Origin of the sequence: Akkermansia massiliensis (genome assembly GCF_018847375.1) — a bacterium.
Taxonomy (GTDB): domain Bacteria; phylum Verrucomicrobiota; class Verrucomicrobiia; order Verrucomicrobiales; family Akkermansiaceae; genus Akkermansia; species Akkermansia massiliensis.
This window is the reverse complement of record NZ_CP072036.1, coordinates 2,438,832-2,456,931: the sequence shown is the minus strand read 5'-3', so window position 1 is coordinate 2,456,931 and position 18,100 is coordinate 2,438,832. Positions and strand designations below refer to the sequence as shown.

Annotated in this window: 25 protein-coding genes; 21 read left to right on the top strand and 4 right to left on the bottom strand. The window is 56.2% G+C overall.

The annotated features are described in order from the left end of the window. Positions 1-37: 37 nt before the first annotated feature. Genes J5W70_RS10235 through J5W70_RS10220 form a run of 4 tightly spaced genes read right to left on the bottom strand, consistent with a single transcriptional unit; the run spans position 38 to position 1,466 of the window. Complete coding sequence (locus tag J5W70_RS10235) at positions 38-790, bottom strand: hypothetical protein (RefSeq protein WP_215832803.1); 753 nt, start codon at positions 788-790, stop codon at positions 38-40. Between the two features lie 25 nt (positions 791-815). Beyond that, positions 816-1,064 carry a sigma factor-like helix-turn-helix DNA-binding protein gene (locus J5W70_RS10230; protein ID WP_215832802.1) on the bottom strand — a complete coding sequence of 83 codons (249 nt, stop codon included), beginning with the start codon at positions 1,062-1,064 and terminating at the stop codon, positions 816-818. Between the two features lie 4 nt (positions 1,065-1,068). Further along, complete coding sequence (locus tag J5W70_RS10225) at positions 1,069-1,242, bottom strand: hypothetical protein (RefSeq protein ID WP_022398029.1); 174 nt, start codon at positions 1,240-1,242, stop codon at positions 1,069-1,071. Continuing rightward, positions 1,239-1,466: a helix-turn-helix domain-containing protein gene (locus tag J5W70_RS10220; protein WP_215832801.1), complete on the bottom strand. Its 228-nt coding sequence runs from the start codon at positions 1,464-1,466 to the stop codon at positions 1,239-1,241. Before J5W70_RS10220 ends, J5W70_RS10225 begins: the two co-directional genes overlap by 4 nt. A 60-nt stretch (positions 1,467-1,526) precedes the next feature. Here J5W70_RS10220 and J5W70_RS10215 point away from each other — a divergent pair, with 60 nt between their 5' ends. The 21 genes from J5W70_RS10215 (at position 1,527) to J5W70_RS10115 (ending at position 18,097) form a co-directional block, all read left to right on the top strand. Then, entirely contained in the window at positions 1,527-1,877 is a 351-nt protein-coding gene (locus tag J5W70_RS10215) for a helix-turn-helix domain-containing protein (protein WP_215832800.1), read from the top strand. A 460-nt stretch (positions 1,878-2,337) separates the two neighbouring features. Beyond that, positions 2,338-3,063, top strand: coding sequence for a Mom family adenine methylcarbamoylation protein (locus J5W70_RS10210; RefSeq protein WP_215837054.1), 726 nt, complete (start codon positions 2,338-2,340; stop codon positions 3,061-3,063). 84 nt (positions 3,064-3,147) lie between these two features. Then, entirely contained in the window at positions 3,148-3,399 is a 252-nt protein-coding gene (locus tag J5W70_RS13025; protein ID WP_215832798.1) for an excisionase family DNA-binding protein, read from the top strand. Between the two features lie 378 nt (positions 3,400-3,777). After that, positions 3,778-4,101 carry a hypothetical protein gene (locus J5W70_RS10200; RefSeq protein ID WP_215832797.1) on the top strand — a complete coding sequence of 108 codons (324 nt, stop codon included), beginning with the start codon at positions 3,778-3,780 and terminating at the stop codon, positions 4,099-4,101. Between the two features lie 35 nt (positions 4,102-4,136). Beyond that, positions 4,137-4,691: an N-acetylmuramoyl-L-alanine amidase gene (locus J5W70_RS10195; protein WP_215832796.1), complete on the top strand. Its 555-nt coding sequence runs from the start codon at positions 4,137-4,139 to the stop codon at positions 4,689-4,691. Next, complete coding sequence (locus tag J5W70_RS10190) at positions 4,679-5,023, top strand: hypothetical protein (RefSeq protein ID WP_022398032.1); 345 nt, start codon at positions 4,679-4,681, stop codon at positions 5,021-5,023. The genes J5W70_RS10195 and J5W70_RS10190 overlap by 13 nt, the downstream gene beginning before the upstream one ends. After that, the gene (locus J5W70_RS10185) at positions 5,001-5,258 is read left to right on the top strand and encodes a hypothetical protein (protein WP_022398033.1); all 258 of its coding nucleotides are present in this window, start codon (positions 5,001-5,003) and stop codon (positions 5,256-5,258) included. Before J5W70_RS10190 ends, J5W70_RS10185 begins: the two co-directional genes overlap by 23 nt. Before the next feature lie 73 nt (positions 5,259-5,331). Beyond that, positions 5,332-5,835: a phage protein Gp27 family protein gene (locus J5W70_RS10180; protein ID WP_022398034.1), complete on the top strand. Its 504-nt coding sequence runs from the start codon at positions 5,332-5,334 to the stop codon at positions 5,833-5,835. Positions 5,836-5,838: 3 nt separating this feature from the next. Continuing rightward, a complete protein-coding gene (locus tag J5W70_RS10175) occupies positions 5,839-7,239 on the top strand; it encodes a phage terminase large subunit family protein (RefSeq protein WP_215832795.1) in 1,401 nt (466 codons plus the stop codon). Then, positions 7,236-9,278, top strand: a complete 2,043-nt coding sequence (locus J5W70_RS10170) for a phage portal protein family protein (RefSeq protein ID WP_022398036.1) — start codon at positions 7,236-7,238, stop codon at positions 9,276-9,278. Before J5W70_RS10175 ends, J5W70_RS10170 begins: the two co-directional genes overlap by 4 nt. Positions 9,279-9,439: 161 nt before the next feature. Continuing rightward, positions 9,440-10,405 carry a phage protease gene (locus J5W70_RS10165; protein WP_022398037.1) on the top strand — a complete coding sequence of 322 codons (966 nt, stop codon included), beginning with the start codon at positions 9,440-9,442 and terminating at the stop codon, positions 10,403-10,405. A 40-nt stretch (positions 10,406-10,445) separates the two neighbouring features. After that, a complete protein-coding gene (locus J5W70_RS10160; RefSeq protein WP_022398038.1) occupies positions 10,446-10,853 on the top strand; it encodes a hypothetical protein in 408 nt (135 codons plus the stop codon). A 49-nt stretch (positions 10,854-10,902) separates the two neighbouring features. Then, on the top strand, positions 10,903-11,832 hold the full coding sequence (locus tag J5W70_RS10155; protein WP_022398039.1) for a hypothetical protein: 930 nt from the start codon (positions 10,903-10,905) through the stop codon (positions 11,830-11,832). A gap of 21 nt (positions 11,833-11,853) precedes the next feature. Then, on the top strand, positions 11,854-12,297 hold the full coding sequence (locus J5W70_RS10150) for a hypothetical protein (RefSeq protein WP_022398040.1): 444 nt from the start codon (positions 11,854-11,856) through the stop codon (positions 12,295-12,297). Between the two features lie 12 nt (positions 12,298-12,309). Continuing rightward, positions 12,310-13,110 carry a hypothetical protein gene (locus J5W70_RS10145; RefSeq protein ID WP_022398041.1) on the top strand — a complete coding sequence of 267 codons (801 nt, stop codon included), beginning with the start codon at positions 12,310-12,312 and terminating at the stop codon, positions 13,108-13,110. After that, positions 13,107-13,697, top strand: coding sequence for a hypothetical protein (locus tag J5W70_RS10140; RefSeq protein WP_022398042.1), 591 nt, complete (start codon positions 13,107-13,109; stop codon positions 13,695-13,697). The genes J5W70_RS10145 and J5W70_RS10140 overlap by 4 nt, the downstream gene beginning before the upstream one ends. Beyond that, positions 13,694-14,170 (top strand): hypothetical protein, encoded by a 477-nt coding sequence (locus J5W70_RS10135; protein WP_022398043.1) that lies wholly within the window; start codon positions 13,694-13,696, stop codon positions 14,168-14,170. The genes J5W70_RS10140 and J5W70_RS10135 overlap by 4 nt, the downstream gene beginning before the upstream one ends. A 23-nt stretch (positions 14,171-14,193) precedes the next feature. Beyond that, positions 14,194-14,397, top strand: coding sequence for a hypothetical protein (locus J5W70_RS10130; protein WP_022398044.1), 204 nt, complete (start codon positions 14,194-14,196; stop codon positions 14,395-14,397). A 75-nt stretch (positions 14,398-14,472) separates the two neighbouring features. Next, positions 14,473-15,039, top strand: a complete 567-nt coding sequence (locus J5W70_RS10125) for a hypothetical protein (RefSeq protein WP_215832794.1) — start codon at positions 14,473-14,475, stop codon at positions 15,037-15,039. A 63-nt stretch (positions 15,040-15,102) separates the two neighbouring features. Further along, the gene (locus J5W70_RS10120; protein ID WP_215832793.1) at positions 15,103-17,685 is read left to right on the top strand and encodes a hypothetical protein; all 2,583 of its coding nucleotides are present in this window, start codon (positions 15,103-15,105) and stop codon (positions 17,683-17,685) included. A 58-nt stretch (positions 17,686-17,743) separates the two neighbouring features. After that, a complete protein-coding gene (locus J5W70_RS10115; RefSeq protein WP_022398047.1) occupies positions 17,744-18,097 on the top strand; it encodes a hypothetical protein in 354 nt (117 codons plus the stop codon). Positions 18,098-18,100 lie beyond the last annotated feature (3 nt).

Here is an 18,100-nt window from a genome sequence, read left to right as displayed (position 1 = left end):
GGAGACAAAGTGATCTTTCAGGAATTCTTTCATGATGTTATAATGATGGGATGTTAAAGCTGGAGTTATTTCCCGTGGCGGCGAACACATCCGCCACGGGGAGGCTGTCCGGATTGCTGGGCCTGTCCTGGGCGGATTTGCGGGCGGCCTGTACTTGGTCCAAGGTGGAGCGCAGGACGATTTCCAGGGCGGCCAGGTCGTCCTTGTCCAGCAAGGCGTGGCGGCCAAAGTCGCAGAACTCGCTCAAGTCCTGGCAAAGTTTGTTTTTGGCGTAGGTGGCCAGCTTCCGGGCTTCCGCGAGTTCCGCTTCCGGGTCGGGTTCTTTTTCCCCGGCTGGGCGTCCGGCGGGATTACCGGATTCTTTGAAGCCGTGAGATTTGGGCGCACTCACTACCCCAAAATCAAAGTAGGCTTGCCGGAGGCTGTCGGCGTCGGATAGCTTGCCGATCTCTTCCAGCGTGCGGGCATCTCGGCGTCCGGACTCAATCAACGCTACATCCACCGTGCCCAGCTTTTTGGCGCGCTTGAGCACTTCCCGGTGGAGCTTCATGTAGTTTCTGCCCGTCCTAGCATCAAAACGGAAACATGTTTCCGTTTTGCCGAATAACTTTCCCCATTCCCCGTGCTGGGCTGCCGCTTTCATTCTAGCCAGCAACCCGCCCAGCACAACCGCTGTCATCCAGCGTTTCTGCTCCAGGGTTTGGATTTGCCCCGTCAATCCTGCAATCTGGCCGTGCAGTGCATTGGCTCGGACGATTGCAATTTCCCAATCACGGTTTGTGGTTGTCACCTCTCCTTGAGGTATAATCTGAATCTCATATTTCATTGTTAAATCTCTTATGGTAAGCAATTTTAAGCTTGCGCAAGGCTTTCTTTTCATAGTACTGCACGGACTGCCTAGGCAGTCCTATGTAGGAAGCTATTTCCTGCTGGGTGAGTTCTCCCCTATGATCAATTCCGTAATGCCGCCGAAACTCAGGAATGCTCCAAAGGGCATTCCATAACGCCCATTCATCGGCTGTCATAGGGGCGTCCATGTCTACAGCATCATCACTTGGCTGCATGGCGTTACTTGGTGAGGGGTACAGGCAACACGGCGGTGCGAGCATCCTTGATACCGGAGCGGACTTGTTCGGCCTCCGTATCCAAACAATGAACCACCGCCCAGGCTGCCAACCAGCCCATCAGGGCTATGACGGCTATTGCACCAGCAAATTCCATAATATCTCGGATGGTGATCATTGCTTGCTTCCTTGCTTCTTGTCGGTCCGCAGATCAGTTAATTCCTTATCCGGTAGGGCTAGCAATGCTTCCACGGTTGGTTTGTGGTTTCTATCCCCCCGCACAACGCGGCGCACATGACTAGGCGTTTTGTTGATGGCGCGTGCAGCTTGCGTAAAGGTGTATCCCTTGACATTGTATAGCCAATGCACGGAGATGTTATCTTGTGCTGTATCTGTAATCATGATAGGGTCTCTTTATGGCCGCCACTGTGCGGCCTACTTTCTCAAAGTAGTACTACTTCTATGAGCGATCAAGACGAAAATAATACTTCTGGAAACTTTTCTCTACGACTTTTGGAAATGATGAAGCGTAGAGGTTTGACCCAAAAAGACTTAGCTATTCTAACTAATTTGTCTCAGGGAGCTGTATCAAAATATTTGCGCGGTTTGGCATTCCCTAAGTCTCTAGAGCTATATAAAATATCTAAGGTATTAGGGGTTCCCATGGAATGGTTGATGGGCGGTGATGAACCTATATGTGACAATATTGATGATTACTGGCACCAAGAAGTTATCAGATTACAGGCACAATTGGACATGGCCATCAGCACTTTGGAAGGGACACTTCAATCTTTAAAATCGAAAAGAAGATGAAAAAAATACATATAACATGTTTAGTAATAATTACTATTGCAGCTATATGTAGCTCCATATTTTTGGGGATGCTTGTACTCAATCGGAATGATGTTGTCGTGGACTACGAATACAAAGCCGAGCCTATAGATCGTATTAACGATACATCCTTAAAACCGGGTGATGACAACTACCTTAAACGCAACTCTTTGCCTAAACATCTTTTTCAAGATGGTTGGGAACCTATATTTTACTTCACTAGTGAAACTATAGGAGGGAAAACAGAATATAACTGTGTATGCCGTCGCCCGAAGTCTACCCGATAGCATGACATAGCTGCAATCGGCTGACCGTGAATTTCATGTAGTTATTCAGGCGTAATAAATTTATTGTAAATTTGTTACACTATGATGCAAATGTTAGATTTGCGTCTATATTGATGTGCATGAGCACATTGGAAATACGTAAGAAGACTTCCCATATGGGAACGCTGATCATACGGCCAATCAGCAAGACCTTGGCAAAAGACCTGATCATCCGGAACCATTATTCACATAAGTGGAATACTCCCTTCGGCCTTTATAACTTCGGACTCTTTCAGGAAGGCGCCCCTGATGAATGTTTAGGGGTGGCGGTTTATGGCTGGCCAAAGTGCCCACGAGCCAAGAATTACATTTCTGATGTACCCAATGGGTGGATGTGCGAGCTTAATCGGATGTGGATAGACGATTGTTTAGGGAAGAATTCCGAGTCTATTCTCATTTCCGCATCTCTCAAACTATTGCGTCTATTTGATTCTGCCATTGTAGCAGTGCAGTCTTTTGCTGATGGCCGCTTGGGGTGCGGGACTATCTATAAGGCGGCCAATTTTGATTATTATGGCTACCATATCACTCGCTTTTTCCGTGATAAAATGACGGGAGAAATTTTTCATGAGCAAGGATTAAGCAATTCCGCTTGCCGTTCCCGCTTCCTGCATAAGAACATAGATTTACTTTTGGGCCGTCTGGAATGTTTTGACACAAAAACTTACCGCTATATTTACCCATTTCACAAATCCTTTGTTTTCACGGGAACAAAGAAGAAACCATACCCCCCTTACGAGAAAGAGACCACCCCAGGAGTTGAAAAAATCAAGCCTGATCATTTAGTGGGTAGGCTCACCACAGTGTTGCAGACTTTAGCTAAGAAATATCCCCATCAATGAAGAAAGCCGCCAGGAAAATCTGGCGGCTTTTTTATTGTTTGAAATGTTGGAACAAGGCCATTGCCCGTGTGTTATACTGTGTGCATGGACGCAAATATCACTCGCTGGGTGAAGGGGGGAACTTGTGGAGTGACAGAGGCCGCACGGATGCTTGGTTACAGCCAAGACACTGTGCGCCGCATGATTGAGGACGGAGAATTGATTGGATGGCGTGCCAGGCGTGGAGGTCGTAAATTTTTGTTGTACAAGGCGCAAGTGAAAGATGTTGCATCCAGGGCACAAGCGCAGGCGGTACAGTATGCACGGGAGATGCAGCAGATGACGCTTGCTCTTTAGTTTTGCCGCAAATGCTGCAAATACAGCTTTTACGGCAAACGCCGCTTTTGCCGCAAATGCCGCAGCACAATCCGGAATGTGGGCTAAAGTGCCCACATGAACGACGCACAAGATTTCAGCGGAACCGGCAATAGCGATGCCCTGATAAATAGTGGTACTAATAGAGAACAAGCCCTCGCGTCGGGAGACGCCGGGGCAATCACCCCCCAGCAAACGGCAAAGAAGAATACGCCCTGGTATTTGAGCCGGACATTTTGGATCAACGCTGCCGCCCTGGTCTCTTTATTGGTGCCGTCAGTGAGGGATTGGCTTGAATCCAATCCAGTAGAATTTACGACCGCTCTTGGTGCGGTCAACGTATTGCTCCGGTTTGTGACCGTGGGCAAATATCAATTTGCGGAGCCGACCGGCGGCCAGGATGGAGGTGCTGACGAGTCAGCGCCGAGAGCGTCCCATACATCCGGCGCCGGCGACTCCGCCCTCTTGCTCGTGATTGGCATGTCCCTGGTCATGATGTCCTGGGCGTGCAGCAGCACGGACAAGCAGACCGCCGCCAGCGTGGCTCTCACGGACGGCCAGGTGGTGGTCATCCGTGGCGGATCGTCCTTGGTGGTTGACCGTGACTCTCACAGCGTTGCCTGGTCCCAGTCCACCCCGGACGTGGTTGTGGTTCCTCCCGTGGTACAGGCTACTTCCAAGTAACCGGACTATTAACTGTTAACTGATCACTATTAACTATGAAAGTAGCATTAGACATCGGGCATTGCTCCACGGGCGACCAGGGCGCAGTAAGCCGCGACGGCCTGGCCGAGCATCCTTTCTGGGCGCAGTACACGCCAGCCATCACCAAGGAACTGCAAAAGATGGGGCACCAGGTGCGCGTCTTCCGGCGCGAGGATTACAGCCGCAGCATCAAGAATGAATGCGTAGCCATCAACGCCTGGGGCGCCGATGTTGCCGTGAGCCTGCATCTTAATTCTGCCGATTCTCCAACTTGTAAAGGTGGCCATGAGGTGGTGCATTACGACGGCAGCACCAAAGGTATTGCCCTGGCCAAGGCGATTGATGCGCAATTTGACCTGATCACGGAATTGGCCGATCGCAACATCCGAACGCCTTACGCCAACCGTGGCGACGTGTTTTTGCAGGGCACCATTTGCCCGGCAGTGATTGTGGAAGGGGCTTTTCTCTCCGTAGATTCCGATGTGGAATTTATCCGCAAAAAGGGTGAGGTACTGGCCCAAGCCGTTGCTCATGGCATCCATGCTTATGCGGTGCAATGTGGGGCGTAATTGCAGAGGCGGCGGCCACGATGGACGCCGGAGCGGTGGGTCAGATGCTGGGTGCTCTGATCGGGGCTGGAGGCATTGGCGGGATGGGTTACATGGCAGGCAAGACCAAGCAAATCTCCGTCAAAATGGCTGCCGAGTACGCGACCAAGGAAGACTTGGCCAGGATTGAAAACGACATTGCCGAAATCGAACGATTGCAGCGGGAATCTGAAACTAAAGCCCACGGACGCATTGACGAAATGGCCAAAACGCTAGCCAGTCTGGACGGAAAAATGGAACTGCTTTGTAAAACTCTAATACCTGGGAACCATGGACCATCACGCAAAAATTAAAATTGCCATCCTGCACAGCCTCAAGCGGATGCCCAAAACCTACACACAGCGCGACGAGGTACTGCGCGCGGAGGTCTGCCTGGACGTGCAGCCGCGCCCCACGCTGCTGGAAATAGAAGACGCCCTTACGGATTTGGAACAATCCTCTTGCATCATTGGCACTCGCAATGAACTGACCGGGGAACGCAAGTGGATGATCACGGACACCGGCATATTACAACTTGGACAGATATGACCATCCCGGACGCCATTGTCACCGTTGCCTCCATGGCCTTTAGCCTAGCCATCATTTACATCTTATACAAACAATGAAGAAACTCCGTCAGGACAGCGTAGCCGCCAATCTGCCGCCCTACCTCCGGGATGCGGTGGATGAAATGTTCTTTTCCGGGACGACCTACAAGGCCGTGCAGGAACGGGTGGCGGAAGACGGCATCAGTTGGAGCCTGACGAGCATTGCGCAGTATTACCACAACCACGTCCAGCCTCTCATGGCGACACGCCGCCAGGACATAGCCGCCAAGCTCAACAAGATGGATGCCGAGGGCTTGGACGAAGCCTCCTTGCAAGCGGTGCGCATGACCGTGTTCGACCTGGCCAGCGCGCCGGGCAGTGATCCCAAGACGCTCAAGATTTTTATGGACCTGGTCATCAAGGCCCAACAGATGAAGCTGGATGAAAGAAAGCTGTCCTTGCTGGAACAAAAGGCGGCGGAAGCCAAGCGGCTGGCGGAAGACACATTGAATTCCGCACGCAAGGGATTAAGCGCCGAAACAATCGCAGAAGTGGAAGAACGCCTCAAGTTACTGTAACCCATGGGAAGAGCCAAGATTAAAGCCCCTGATACGCTGTTCCTGCCTTGCCAGGCGAAATGGATCAAGGACCAGTCCCGCATGAAAATCGCGGAAAAAGCGCGCCAGATCGGCTTTACCTGGTGCTCTTCCTACGCGGACATGAAGGACACGGCCAGAGAAAACAATCATATTGATACCTGGATCACCTCCCGCGACACCTTGCAGGCCAAGCTGTATATTCAGGACTGCCTGAACTGGGCAAAAATCTTTGGACTGGTCGCCAAAGACATGGGCGAACAGGTATTACTGGATGAAGGAGGAAAAAAACAATCCGCCCAGGTATTACGATGCGCCAATGAACAAGTCATCTATTCCCTGTCCTCAAACGGCGACGCCCAGGCGGGCAAGCGCGGCAACCGGCGCGCCGATGAATTCGCCCTGAATCCTGACAACCGCCATCTTTATGGCATCATGTACCCTGGCATTACCTGGGCGGGGAACCTGTGGATATGGTCCACCCATCGCGGCAGTCAGAACTATTTCAACCAACTGATCCAGGAAATCCGGGAAGGAGGCAACCCTAAAGGGTTTTCCTTGCACCGCATCACTCTGGAAGATGCGCTCAATGAAGGGCTGCTGGACAAGTTGCAGCAGAAATGGCCGAAGGATGATCCACGCCAGGAATACGACGAGACGGACTATTTCAACGCCGTGCGCCGGGAATGCCCGGATGAAGAAACCTTCCTCCAAGAATACATGTGCATCCCGTCTGACGACGCGGGGGCATTCATTGGTTATGACCTGATCGACGCCTCCGTTTATCCTGCCGGTACGGCCTGGGAGGAAGAACTAAACCCGGCTGCCCATTATGCCCTGGGCGGAGACATTGGACGTGTGCATGACCTGACGGTGCTATGGCTGCTCAAAGTAGAAGGAAAGAGCCGCCGGACGGTGAGGATTATTGAACTGGCCAACATGCCATTTTCCGAACAGGCGTCTATCATCGACAAATATGCAGCCATGCCTTGGGTGAAGCGGGTGTGCCTGGATGCCACCGGCATAGGTCGGCAATTAGCAGAAGACGCCCGCCGCCGTCACGGCAGCAAGGTGGAAGAAGTGCAGTTCACGGCAGGAGTTAAGGAAGATCTGGCCATTACCCTGCGCCGCTGTATGGAAGACGGGGAATTCCGGATGCCCAACAAGCCGGAACTCATTTCAGATTTTCGCTCCATCCGGAAGGAAACCACCAGCGCGGGGAATGTGCGCTATGTGGGCGAGCGGACAAGCAACGGCCATGCCGACCGCTTTTGGGCGGCGTCCCTGGCCATCCATGCGGCCAAGGAACATGGAACGTGTTCCCCCCACCGATGGGCTGCAACCGGCAGGACATGGCAACGCTGGAAAGGAGCCTTTAGACGATGAGACGTTTACCAAGATATGCCTCCCGCAATACGGTGGCGCCGTTTTACGATAGCCTTGCCTGGCGGGAACGTTACAATCCCCTGCCGGACCTGACGCCGGAAAGAACGGTTGAATTGTACTGCGCCTGGCGTGAAGGGAGGTATGCGGATGTGATGTTCGTGTTTGACGCCCTGGAAGAATGGGACGACACGCTGGGCACGCTGGTGGACCGCCGCCTGTCCGCGCTGGGGGAACTGGATCACGGCATCAGCATCAACTCCGATGCGGTGGGGGATGATCCGGCCCTTCAGGCTCTGGCCGACGACCAGCAGCAGACCATGAGCGACATCATGAGCCGGGTCTCCAACATGAGCGAGGTCATTGAACACTTGGGCCTGGCTACGTTCCGTGGATTTTCTCACCTGGAAGAAGTAATCGACGGCGACGAGATACGGCTGGAACCGGTGGACCAGTGGTTCTGGAACCGTCCGATGAAGAGGGGACCCTGGTTTTACAATCCCACGGCGGTGAACAGCCTGTCGGACCTGCACCCCGTCAGTGACGGAGAATTGATCATCCGGGCGGTGCCTCGTCCGGTTGACATTGTGGCCCTGTTCGCAATCACCATCAAGGCGCACTCGGAAGCCGGCTGGGATGGTTTTATTGACGTGTTTGGCAATCCGGCCCTGTTCTTTGAATATCCGCCCGGAACCAGTGACGAAAAGGCGGCGGAATACGATGAAATCATGTTCAAGCTGCTGGGCGATGGCCGGGGCGGTTATCCTGCCGGCGGTAAGATCGTACCAGTGGAAACGACGGCCACAGGCGGCGTGACTTTTCAGGATCGTGCCGTGTTTGCGAATAAAAAGATGATCATGCGGGCCACGGGGGGCACCCTCACTTCTCTGGCGGAATCCGGAACGGGCACCCTGGCCGGAGAGGCGCAGATGGAAGTGTTCCGGACGCTGGCCAAGGCGGAAGCCGTGAAAATATCCGAAGTGATCAGCAAGCAGTTTGTGAACCGCTGGCTGGAACGCCTCTATCCGGGCAAGCCCCGCCTGGTGTACTGGTCCATGGATGCGGAGGACGAAAAAGCCAAGTCTGCCAACGTGGACAAGATCACCAAGATGGCCGCCGTAGGCTACCGGGCCGAAGACGAGGAAGTCAGCGAAATGACCGGCATGCGGGTGACTTACCGGGAACCGGTGTTGCAGAGCATGGGAACTCCCGGCCTGCCGTTGCCCCTGATCCGCAACCGCGAATATACAGCGCCCGCCGTGACGACGGAGGAAAGGCTGCTTACCGTGCTGGACCCGGAAGCAATCAAGCGCCGTGCAGAAATTTACACCAGGCTGCTGGAAGAATCCGCCGTGAGCGGCCTTGCTGCTGCTGCTGCCGAAACGGCCGCCCAAATACCCGCAGAAGGAGCGCAGCCTCCGAAAACGGACAATGAGCCGCAAGACACAGGAAACCCCGTTGCAACCCCGTTGCAAAACGCAGGAAATGGGCATTCCACCCCGGAGGGAGGCGAACCTGTGAAGAATATGAGCCGGAGCGAAGCGGCAAGGCACGCGGCCAATGTGCGCTGGGGGAAGGAACAAGCCAAGGGAACCAGCCGCGAAAGCAAGGAAAAGAAAAAGCAAAGCACTCCCTTGGTGGCCCCGAAAGGCTCCAATGAAAAGACGCAGGTGAAAGCGTTGAAAAAAGCTCTGGACCGTGTGGCCAAAAAAGGCGGTAGCGTGACGGGAGCCATCCACAAGGAAGGCGTGGGCGCTCTAACCGTGAAAGGGGGCACCGTAGGGAAAAAGCGGGAAGGATTCAAGGGAGGCAGCGGCGTGGCGCATGTGCTGCGCAAACACGGCAGCCAGGGCATGACCACCGGGAAAATGGCCGTTACCGCCGTGAAGGGAAAAGTAATGCCGGACCCGCAGCCCAGCCGCAGCCGGATTGTCCACCAGGACACCCAGGTAATCGTGGAACATGAAAACAAGAAAGGAAGCGGACGCAGGAACGCCAAGGGCGGCAAACTGCATACCGCCCACAAAAAGAGAACCCCTTAAACAAGCGCGCCCAGGTCATGGACCTGGGCCTACGGCCGGATGAACGGAGATATGATCCTCCCATCTACATGGTGGTTTCGGTTAGAACCCTCCGCCACCGGTTGCCGACCGGACTTTTACAGTAACACATCATCATCAAACATCAAGACACAAACAAAGTCATGATCAACTTCATCAAAGAAAACGACCTGCGCCCCCTGGACGATCCGGGAGACGGCTGGTACATGATCGAAGCCAACGGAGAACACCCCACCACGCTGGAAAACGGCAAGCAAATTATCCAGGTACTGGACAATGCCGCCATGCTGGACTTGTGCCGGAACTGGGAAAAGGAATTGCTGGTGGATAAAGACCACCTGTCACGCAATCCGGACAATGACACGGCAGCCAAGTCGTGGATGAAGAACCCGGCTATCTGGGACGATAACGGGAAATACCACTTATGCGGCTGGCAGGAATGGACACCCACGGGGCTGAATCTGATTGAGGGGAAGGAATACAAGCATTTTTCCACGGAATACGAACCGGAAACCATGGAAAGCCTGGGAGGGAACCGCTACAGGCCCCACCGCTTGGTCGGCCTGGCATTGACCAACCGGCCAAATAATCGTGGGCAGAGGCCCATCACGAACCGCGAAAGCGGAAAACCAATAACCGACAACACACCAACGAATATGGAAGAGTTGAAAAAAATAGCCGAACAGCTGGGCCTTACCCAAGAGGCAACCCTTGAGGAAGTCCTGGCTGCAATTGCCACCCTACAGGAAGCGACAGCCGAAGCCCAGGAGGCGGAAGCGGAAGCGATCCTGAATTCGGAAGGCGCGGAAGACATGACGCCGGAAGAAAAGGAAATCATGAAGGAACAGATCATCACGAACCGGGAACGCGCCATCAAGGTGCTCAAGAATCGTGCTGCCGCCAAAGGCAAAGCCAATCAGCAGGGCAAGCCGGCCAGTGCTCCCGTGTTTTCCCGTCCGATCATGAACCGCTCCGGCATGAACAACAAGGCGGACAAGACCCGCAAGGCCCTGTCCATCCGCGACCGCGCCCATGAAATCCAGCAGCGCACCGGCATGGGGTACTTTGAAGCCCTGTCCCAGGCGCAGCGCGAACTTGGCGAAGCGTAACCCCATCATAACCCCAACCATTAGAAAGGAATTATTCATCATGATCTTTCGAGAAACAGCAGTAGCCCAGGGAATTTCCGGGGAAGACCTGCGCGAAAAGGAAGGCTGCTTCCTGGTGCGCAATGACTCCGCAGAACTGGTATGCAGCACCGCCACCACGGACAAGCCCGTGGGAGCGGTGCACATCGGGGCCGACAAGGGCAGCTCGACCACCTACCTCAAACCCGGATTTTCCGGGATCGTGGCCGTGAAGCTGGGGAGTGCCCCCGGCACGGTCAAGGAAGGCACGGACCTGGTGCTGATGGGCGACGGCCGCGTTAAGGCACTCCCGACGGCTGCCGGCACCTACATGGTGGTGGCCACGGCGGCGGAAACCGGCGAAGGCGACCAGCTGGTCAAGGCGGTGCTGCGGCACCCGGCCCCGGTTACGGTGGCCGCCGGCTCCTGATAGCCGGTTCATTCATCAACGGATTAACACACACACTAGAACATCAATTATGTATCAAGATGCAAACACATTCAACGAAACCCTGACGATTTTCGCGCAGGGCTTCATGGCGCAGCGGGCCGACAGTCTGATCGACTTCATTGCGCCTTATGTTTCCACCGGCACGGCCAGCGGCGATTACAAGCTGTTTGACAAGAACGACCCGTTCCAGATCTACGACGATACCGTGATCCCGGAAGACGGCGAGAGCCAGACGGTGCATTTCAACGCCTCCACGGACAAGTACGACTGCGAACCTCACGGCCTGAAAATCCCCATCCGCGACTGGGAGCGCAAGCAAGCCGGTGAAAAAGGGTTTGCGCTCATGCGTAACGGCAAGCTCAATACGCTGCTGTCCACACAGCTGGTCAACCGGGAATACAAAGGCTGGGCCAAGATACGTGCCGCCGTAACGGCGGCATCCGGCAAGGGCGCCTGGTCTGGCACGGCCGGAGCGGACAAGGACCCGGTTGACGAACTTGACGCCCTGATCGAAAAAATCAACAACGATACCGGCTCCATGCCGGAATATATGGCCTGGGGGCTGTCCGCCTGGCGCGTATTCAAAAATCACCCCAAGGTGCTGTCCCGCCTGTCCGGCATTAAAGCCAGCGCAACGGTGGATGACGTGCGCGGCATGCTGCTGAACCCCAACATGGACATCCGCATCGGCTCCATGCCGGTCAACACGGCCAAGCTGGGCAAGGCGGCTGTCAAGAAAGGCATCCTGGGCGCGGACGTGTTCATCTTCCACAAATCGGAAAGCCCGACTACGGAAGACATGAGCGCCGTCAAGACGTTCACGATTGATGCCCCCGGCGTGGCGGAAGTCCACACCCTCCGGGATGACCTCAACCACAGGGAATTTGATGAAGTGCTCTGGTCGGAAGATTTGAGAATCACCGCTCCGATCGCCATTCAGCGCATTTCCGTGGCGTAACAACTCACAGCTTCCCCGTTTATGGATTGGCAACCGGTAAATGAAAGCATCCTGGATGAAGCTCTGGCTCCCAATGAGACTCAGAAAATCCGGATGAAGCGTCAGGACGCGGTGCAGCAAGGCGCACCAGATCCTGTGGCCGAGATTGTCACGGCTGTTCCCGCCGAAATCCGTTCCAGGATCGCGGCAGGCGGCCGCACCCGTTTGCGGGGAAGCGAGCAGGATATTCCCAGGGAACTGCGCTGGGTGGCCGTGGCTCTGGTGCGCTGGCGCTGCTTGGTGCGGTTCTCCCTGGGGGTAACAGAAGAACGGACGGCGGACTGGAACCGCGCCAACAAGGTGCTGGATGATCTTTCTTCCGGCGCTTACGTCCTGGCGGATGACGGCGGAGACTCTACGCCGCGCCCCCATTATTCCGGCCGTCCCATCCGCTGGGGGCCGCGCACCCGCAACGGCGTCATGTAACGAACCAAGACCATGCCATCCCTGATCGACATCATCAATGCCCTGAAACTGCTGCCTGTGAAGCTTACTGCGGCGCAGTGGGAAGGCATGCGCGCCGACATCAGGGAGCGTGCCTTTTTCATGGCGCTGGTGGATGAAGCTCATATCCTTCAGGAACACAGGGATGCTGTGAAAGGGATGATTGGCGGCAGCCTGTCCAAGACGGAAGCCCGCGAAGCGATAGGAGACTACCTGGCCTCCGCAGGGTATCAGCCCCCGGAGGGCAAGGAAGGAACCATACAGGACTTGCGCACCGTGCAACGCCAGAGCCTGGTGCTTGAAACCAACCAGGCCATGGTGGCCGGCTACGCGCAACAGGAACTGTTCCGTGGCTCCGTTGCGTTCCCGGCCCAGCGTCTGGTGCGCATTGCGGAACGGGTGGAAAAACGGGACTGGCCGTCACGATGGCGTGAAGCTTATGCTTTGGTAGGCGGTGAAGGAGCAAGCGCCCAGGAAATGGTGGCCCTGAATGAATCTCCGATCTGGACGGCCTTGTCCCGTTTTGATTTGCCCTATCCTCCCTATGATTATAACTCCGGCATGGGACGGCGCCCCGTCTCCTGGAATGACGCCCAGCGTCTGGGCCTGGTGAAGCCGGAAGACGCGGCGGCAATTGCCGCCCAGGGCAGAAAACGCGGCTCCATGAACTCGGGATTGCAGGCGAGTGGTGCCAGCCTGGATGCCGATGTTATGGCCCAGGTGACGGTTTTGTCCGGAGGGCGAGCCGTACGGAATGGAGACGCGCTTATCTGGAAGGGAGGGCAAGCGGCATGATCCGCCTCAAGGTTGACATAACCGGCAAGCTGGATTTGTCCCATGTGGATGCCAACGCCGCAGCCATGGAAGGAGCGCGGGCGGTTTATGCCGAAGTACTCCATAGTCTGGATGAAATGGGGCGCGCCTCCCAATCCCGCTATTTTTGGCCGGAAGCCTCACAAAGCATCATGCCTCCCCAGCTGGACGGGAACATGGCTGTTGTCCTGATCACCAAGAAAGGAGTGCGGCTGCACTGGAAAGGTGGAACGGTACGCCCGTCGGGCAAGACGTCCCGTGTAACAGGCCGCCCGATTAAAAGCCTGCTGGTGCCGTTTGACGATTCCCCAATACGCCGCCGAAGTCTGGCGGAAGCCGGCTATGATCCGAAGGAGGTCATGGTGCTGAAATCCGAAAATGGCCGCCCGTACCTGGCCCATGTCCGGAAGTACAAGAGAAAGGTGAATGGCAAAACGGCCAAGGTTACTCCGCTGGGATATTTCCTCAAATCCGCCACGATTGAAGCCAAGCCGGAAGTGATGCCATCCGCAGAAACCTTTCAAACCTCCGTCCGGGAGGCGGTCATGCAATACCTGGATTTACAATGAACACGATTCAAGATTCTCCGGAATTTACCTTTTGCGAGACGGTTATCAACCGTCTGTGTGAAAATGAAAACCTGCGTCCCCTTGTGCTGGAACAACCCTATGACCGGGATGACCAGACCCAAAAGCTGGCCCTGGCCGACCGTCAATATGACGGAGCCGTGGCCGTCATGCCCGCCGGGTTGGGCATGGACTGGCAGGGAGCCGACAACGCCAGAGTAAGCATCTGGACGGCACGGGTGGCCATTCTGGTCATGGTGACGGCCAAGACGGATGAAGATTCCGGATTGCGCCGGTCATCCGCCTTGCTGGCCGAAGTGATACGCACCTTGTCAGACTGGGACCCCGATGCCGGAGACGGGTTGATCATGGAGCCGTGGTTTGTGGGAACGGCGGACTTGATGGCGGAGGATGTGGCCGACCTGGAAAACATCGTCGGGAGGGTGGTCTTCCTTTCTCGCCGCATGCGAGTGTAACAATTTTCAACCCATAAAGAACCATGGCAAAAGTAGAAACCAAACAAGAACAGGCCCCGGCAGCAGCCGAGGGGGAAGCAAAGCAGGAAGCCTCCGTCAAGGTGCGCATCCTCAAGACAGGAACCGAGATTGACGGCTGGCGTTTTGCCGCCGGCTCGCTGGTGACGGTAACGGCCAAACAAGCCGAGGAACTTGCCGCCGACAAGGCAGCCAAGCGCGTGTATTAACACCTGACGTGCCCGTCAAACTAAAGACTAAATATTAAATACAAAAGACTAAACATTATGAGTGCAACAAGACGAGTGAACTACCTTATTGGCGGCATGCCGATCAGGATTGCCAAATTCGGGGTAACGGACGGTAGCAAGACAGTGGGCGCGGACGCATGTCCGGCAATCCCCACCTCCGAAGCTCCCGGCCCCTGGCTGTACCTGGGTAAAATCAAGAGCGGCCAGGTGGAGCAGGTCAAGAAGAACGTCCAGATTGAGGGCGTGAATGACGCCACCGGCATGTATGAAATGGAGGATGTAACCATGGTACAGCAGTACAAGCTTAAATTCACCACGCAGTACATTGCGCCGGAAGTGATTCAGCTTGCCTTTGGCGTGGCCGATGAACTGGCGGACAACCAGGAAGCCGTGCCGTTTATATCCAACGGTGAAATCAAGGTCTGGCTTTATGGCCGCCTGACGGACCACGCCGAAAACGGCAAGGATCTGATGGAGTGGTGCGTCATGGGCAGGCTGCGGCTGACGAATACTCCGAATTTCGCGTCCGACCCGGCAACCGCCGAATGGGAACTGAGCATTGAATACAGCCCGCTGCAAAAGCTGACGCCCAAGGCGCTGGCGGCCCAGGCATCAGCCTGATGAAAACCCGGAGCGGCGGGGGCAAGCAGCCTCCGCCCTCCATATCCCCCGATCACGATCAAGATGGAATTGGTAATTGATAGCAGAACAATGGCGGTTCGCTGGCCCTCCGGGGTGCCGGTAACGGATTTGTCCCTGGTGCTGGGCGACACGGTGCCGATGCGCATCCGTGTGGACCACGCACTCACGGATTGCACGCCGGCGCTGGCGGTCAAGCAGACGATAGGCAGCGCCGACCTGATCATGACCGTGACCGAGTTTACCCGCCAGGATGACTGGCAAGAAGCGTCCTGGGTGGTCAATACGGTTCCGCTCCAGGAGGCGCTGGGGAATGCGGATAGCGTAGCCCTGGTGGCCGAGGTGGTGCTGGTATCTCCGGACGGAGCGCAACACACCTCGCGCCCGATCAGGGTGACGGTGCGCCGGGACATCCTGCCGGTGGATTACGCGCCGCCCGCCGAGGTATTGGCCGATTGGCATGCTCTGATTGCTGCCGCCCTGGCGGCTCAGTTACCGGACGCCCTGCACGATGCCGGCATGTATGTCACTCCGGCCAGCGGCACGGCATCCATGTCGCCACCCGGCTATGACCAGGACCAGACCGTGGCGTGGTCATGGGCGCGGTTTAAATTTGGGGATGACACGTTGGTCGGCTACCAGGGTAACGTCTGCAAGGTGCGCGACGTGTACATGTGGGCCGTCCTCGGCACGACGGACACCACACCGCGCTGGCTGGACATCTGGCGACGTGCTCCGGGCGGGGACTGGGTATTGGCGGCACGATCCAGCCAGGCCGTAGCATCTAGCACTGACGTGGACTTGTACATGTGGGGGATGATTGGCGATACGGAGATTGTGATCGGGGATGAGGTGGCGCTGCATGTCTATGGTGGCACACCGGAGGCGCCAGTGGAGCTGCCCCTGTCCATCGCCCGCCAGATGGTGACGGCGGCTGATGGGCGCGGCATAGCGTCTGCGCTGGACGGACCGATTACCGATGCCACCGTCATGCCCGCAGTGATGTTGTCCTGCACTTATCAGGACGGCGTCAGCGTGGGAGGGGTTAATCTGGCCACCCGCGCCGAGGTGCAGCGGTTGACGGATTATGCTGCCGCTACCAGCAAGCAGACATACCAGGATGCCCGCGCATCCGAGGCGGCCAGGGACGCGGCCCAGGAGATTGCCGAGGGTCTGGCCATCACTGTTGGCACGGTCACGACGGGCGAGCCAGGCAGCCAGGCAACCGCCTCCCTGACACCCGGCAGCACGCCGGGATCGTGGCAACTGGATATGACCATACCGCGCGGGGACGTGGGCGCTGTGGACACCTCCAAATCCTACACATGGACACAGCCACAGGTATTTGATGCCACCGTCACGGCATCCAGGGGCGTGCGCGTGCCTCTTCCCGCCACGGCCCAGGAGGCGCTATCCTATGAGGCACTGCTAGAGCAGCAGGCCGCGGATAATTGGCGGCGGATGAACTACTACATGGAAACGCTGATCCCGTCATGGGTGACAACACTGGTGCGGCAGATGCAGATGTCCGACGCTTATAATGTAGTCACGGCAAACGCATCCTCTAAGGAGGCGGTGTATACCAACGATCTGCACGATTTTTTGATTACCATGACGCCCTCCGCCGGTGTGTCTTTGATTGGCCGATCTACAGGCGCGTGGAAATTTGCCAATTACATGGGAGATCATAACAATAGTGCTTATGCCGCCGCCGTTGTATGGCGGATTATCGGCTCTGACAAGGCGTCTATCCTGCTGGGGAGCACATCCCAAGGGTACTCATCGACAACTAATCCGGCAGCGCCCTGTTATGCTCACCCCATCCATTGGGCTGACTACAATCTGGACGCAGCGGATTACAGGTATCCGTTGCTCAACGCAGTCAATAATTACACCAGCCGGGACATGGCACCCGCATGGCAGGTGACGATTTACCCCACAGGTTACTTGGGGAGCACGGCTTCTTGCCTGATCCGAGGCACGGATTATGGGCGCGACGTTGGCGACCAGCTATATATGTGGGCACTTGTGCCCAAGATCACTTACGTTGCCGTGGCAATGGCACCCCGCGCAACCTCTGATCATCAAAACACCATGAACAGATGGGAACTGTTTGTCGATGGCAATTATGTTATGCCGATGACATCCTTGTTTTGTGGCAGCGGCCACACGGCCTGCGTCACAGTTAAGGCCAAGGCTCACGAGGCAAGCAGTACCTTGCAAGTGGGGCTGCGGATGGGAGGCATGAGGATTGACGCAGCCCCCGCGCTGGGAGTCAACGATGTACGATCCATTATGGGGCGCGTGGTGATGGACGGAGTAACGGCCAAGCCCATGCCGGCGGTGACGGCTTCCGCGCTGGATGTACCTGCGGAGGGCGGTGAGGTAACGCTGACGGTGTCGTCCACGCTGTCCGAGGCGGTTTATATACTCAACGATACCATGTGCGGGCATGACCCCGCCGCCGTATGGTGCATGCAGTCCTCTGAGCAGACACCAGCCGGAGGCGGCCAGATCACCCTGACGCTGGCTCCCAACACGACTGGCCAGCCCCGGCAGGTGTGGGCGTTTGTCGGCCATCACTATGCCCAAGCCGCCGTCGTCAAGATTAACCAGTTAGCGCAATAACACCATGCAAGAGATACATTTACAGTTTCCCCGACCCGGACAGTGGAACGAATTTGTTATGACCGCCAGATTCCCGGACAACAACGGCTTTGTGCGCTCCCTCTGCTATACACAAGCGGATATACCCGCCGCCCAGGCACCGGCCCTGGAAGCGGCGGTGGCCGCGATTGCCAGCATGGGCGAGGACTGGCAAGCCTCCCAGGCATGGGCGCGCCTGGTGCAGGTAACAACTTACAGTGATAATCAAGACAGCCCACCAACCACGACCGAGGCTGTAGAGCTGTCCGTCGAGGCCGTCAATACCCAGGGCGGACGCCGGACGTTCACGCAGGTGGACTACCCGGAATTCGTCATCACGGACCCCGCCGCCGTGGCATTTTTCAAATACTTCACTTCCGTAACCCTTAACTGATCA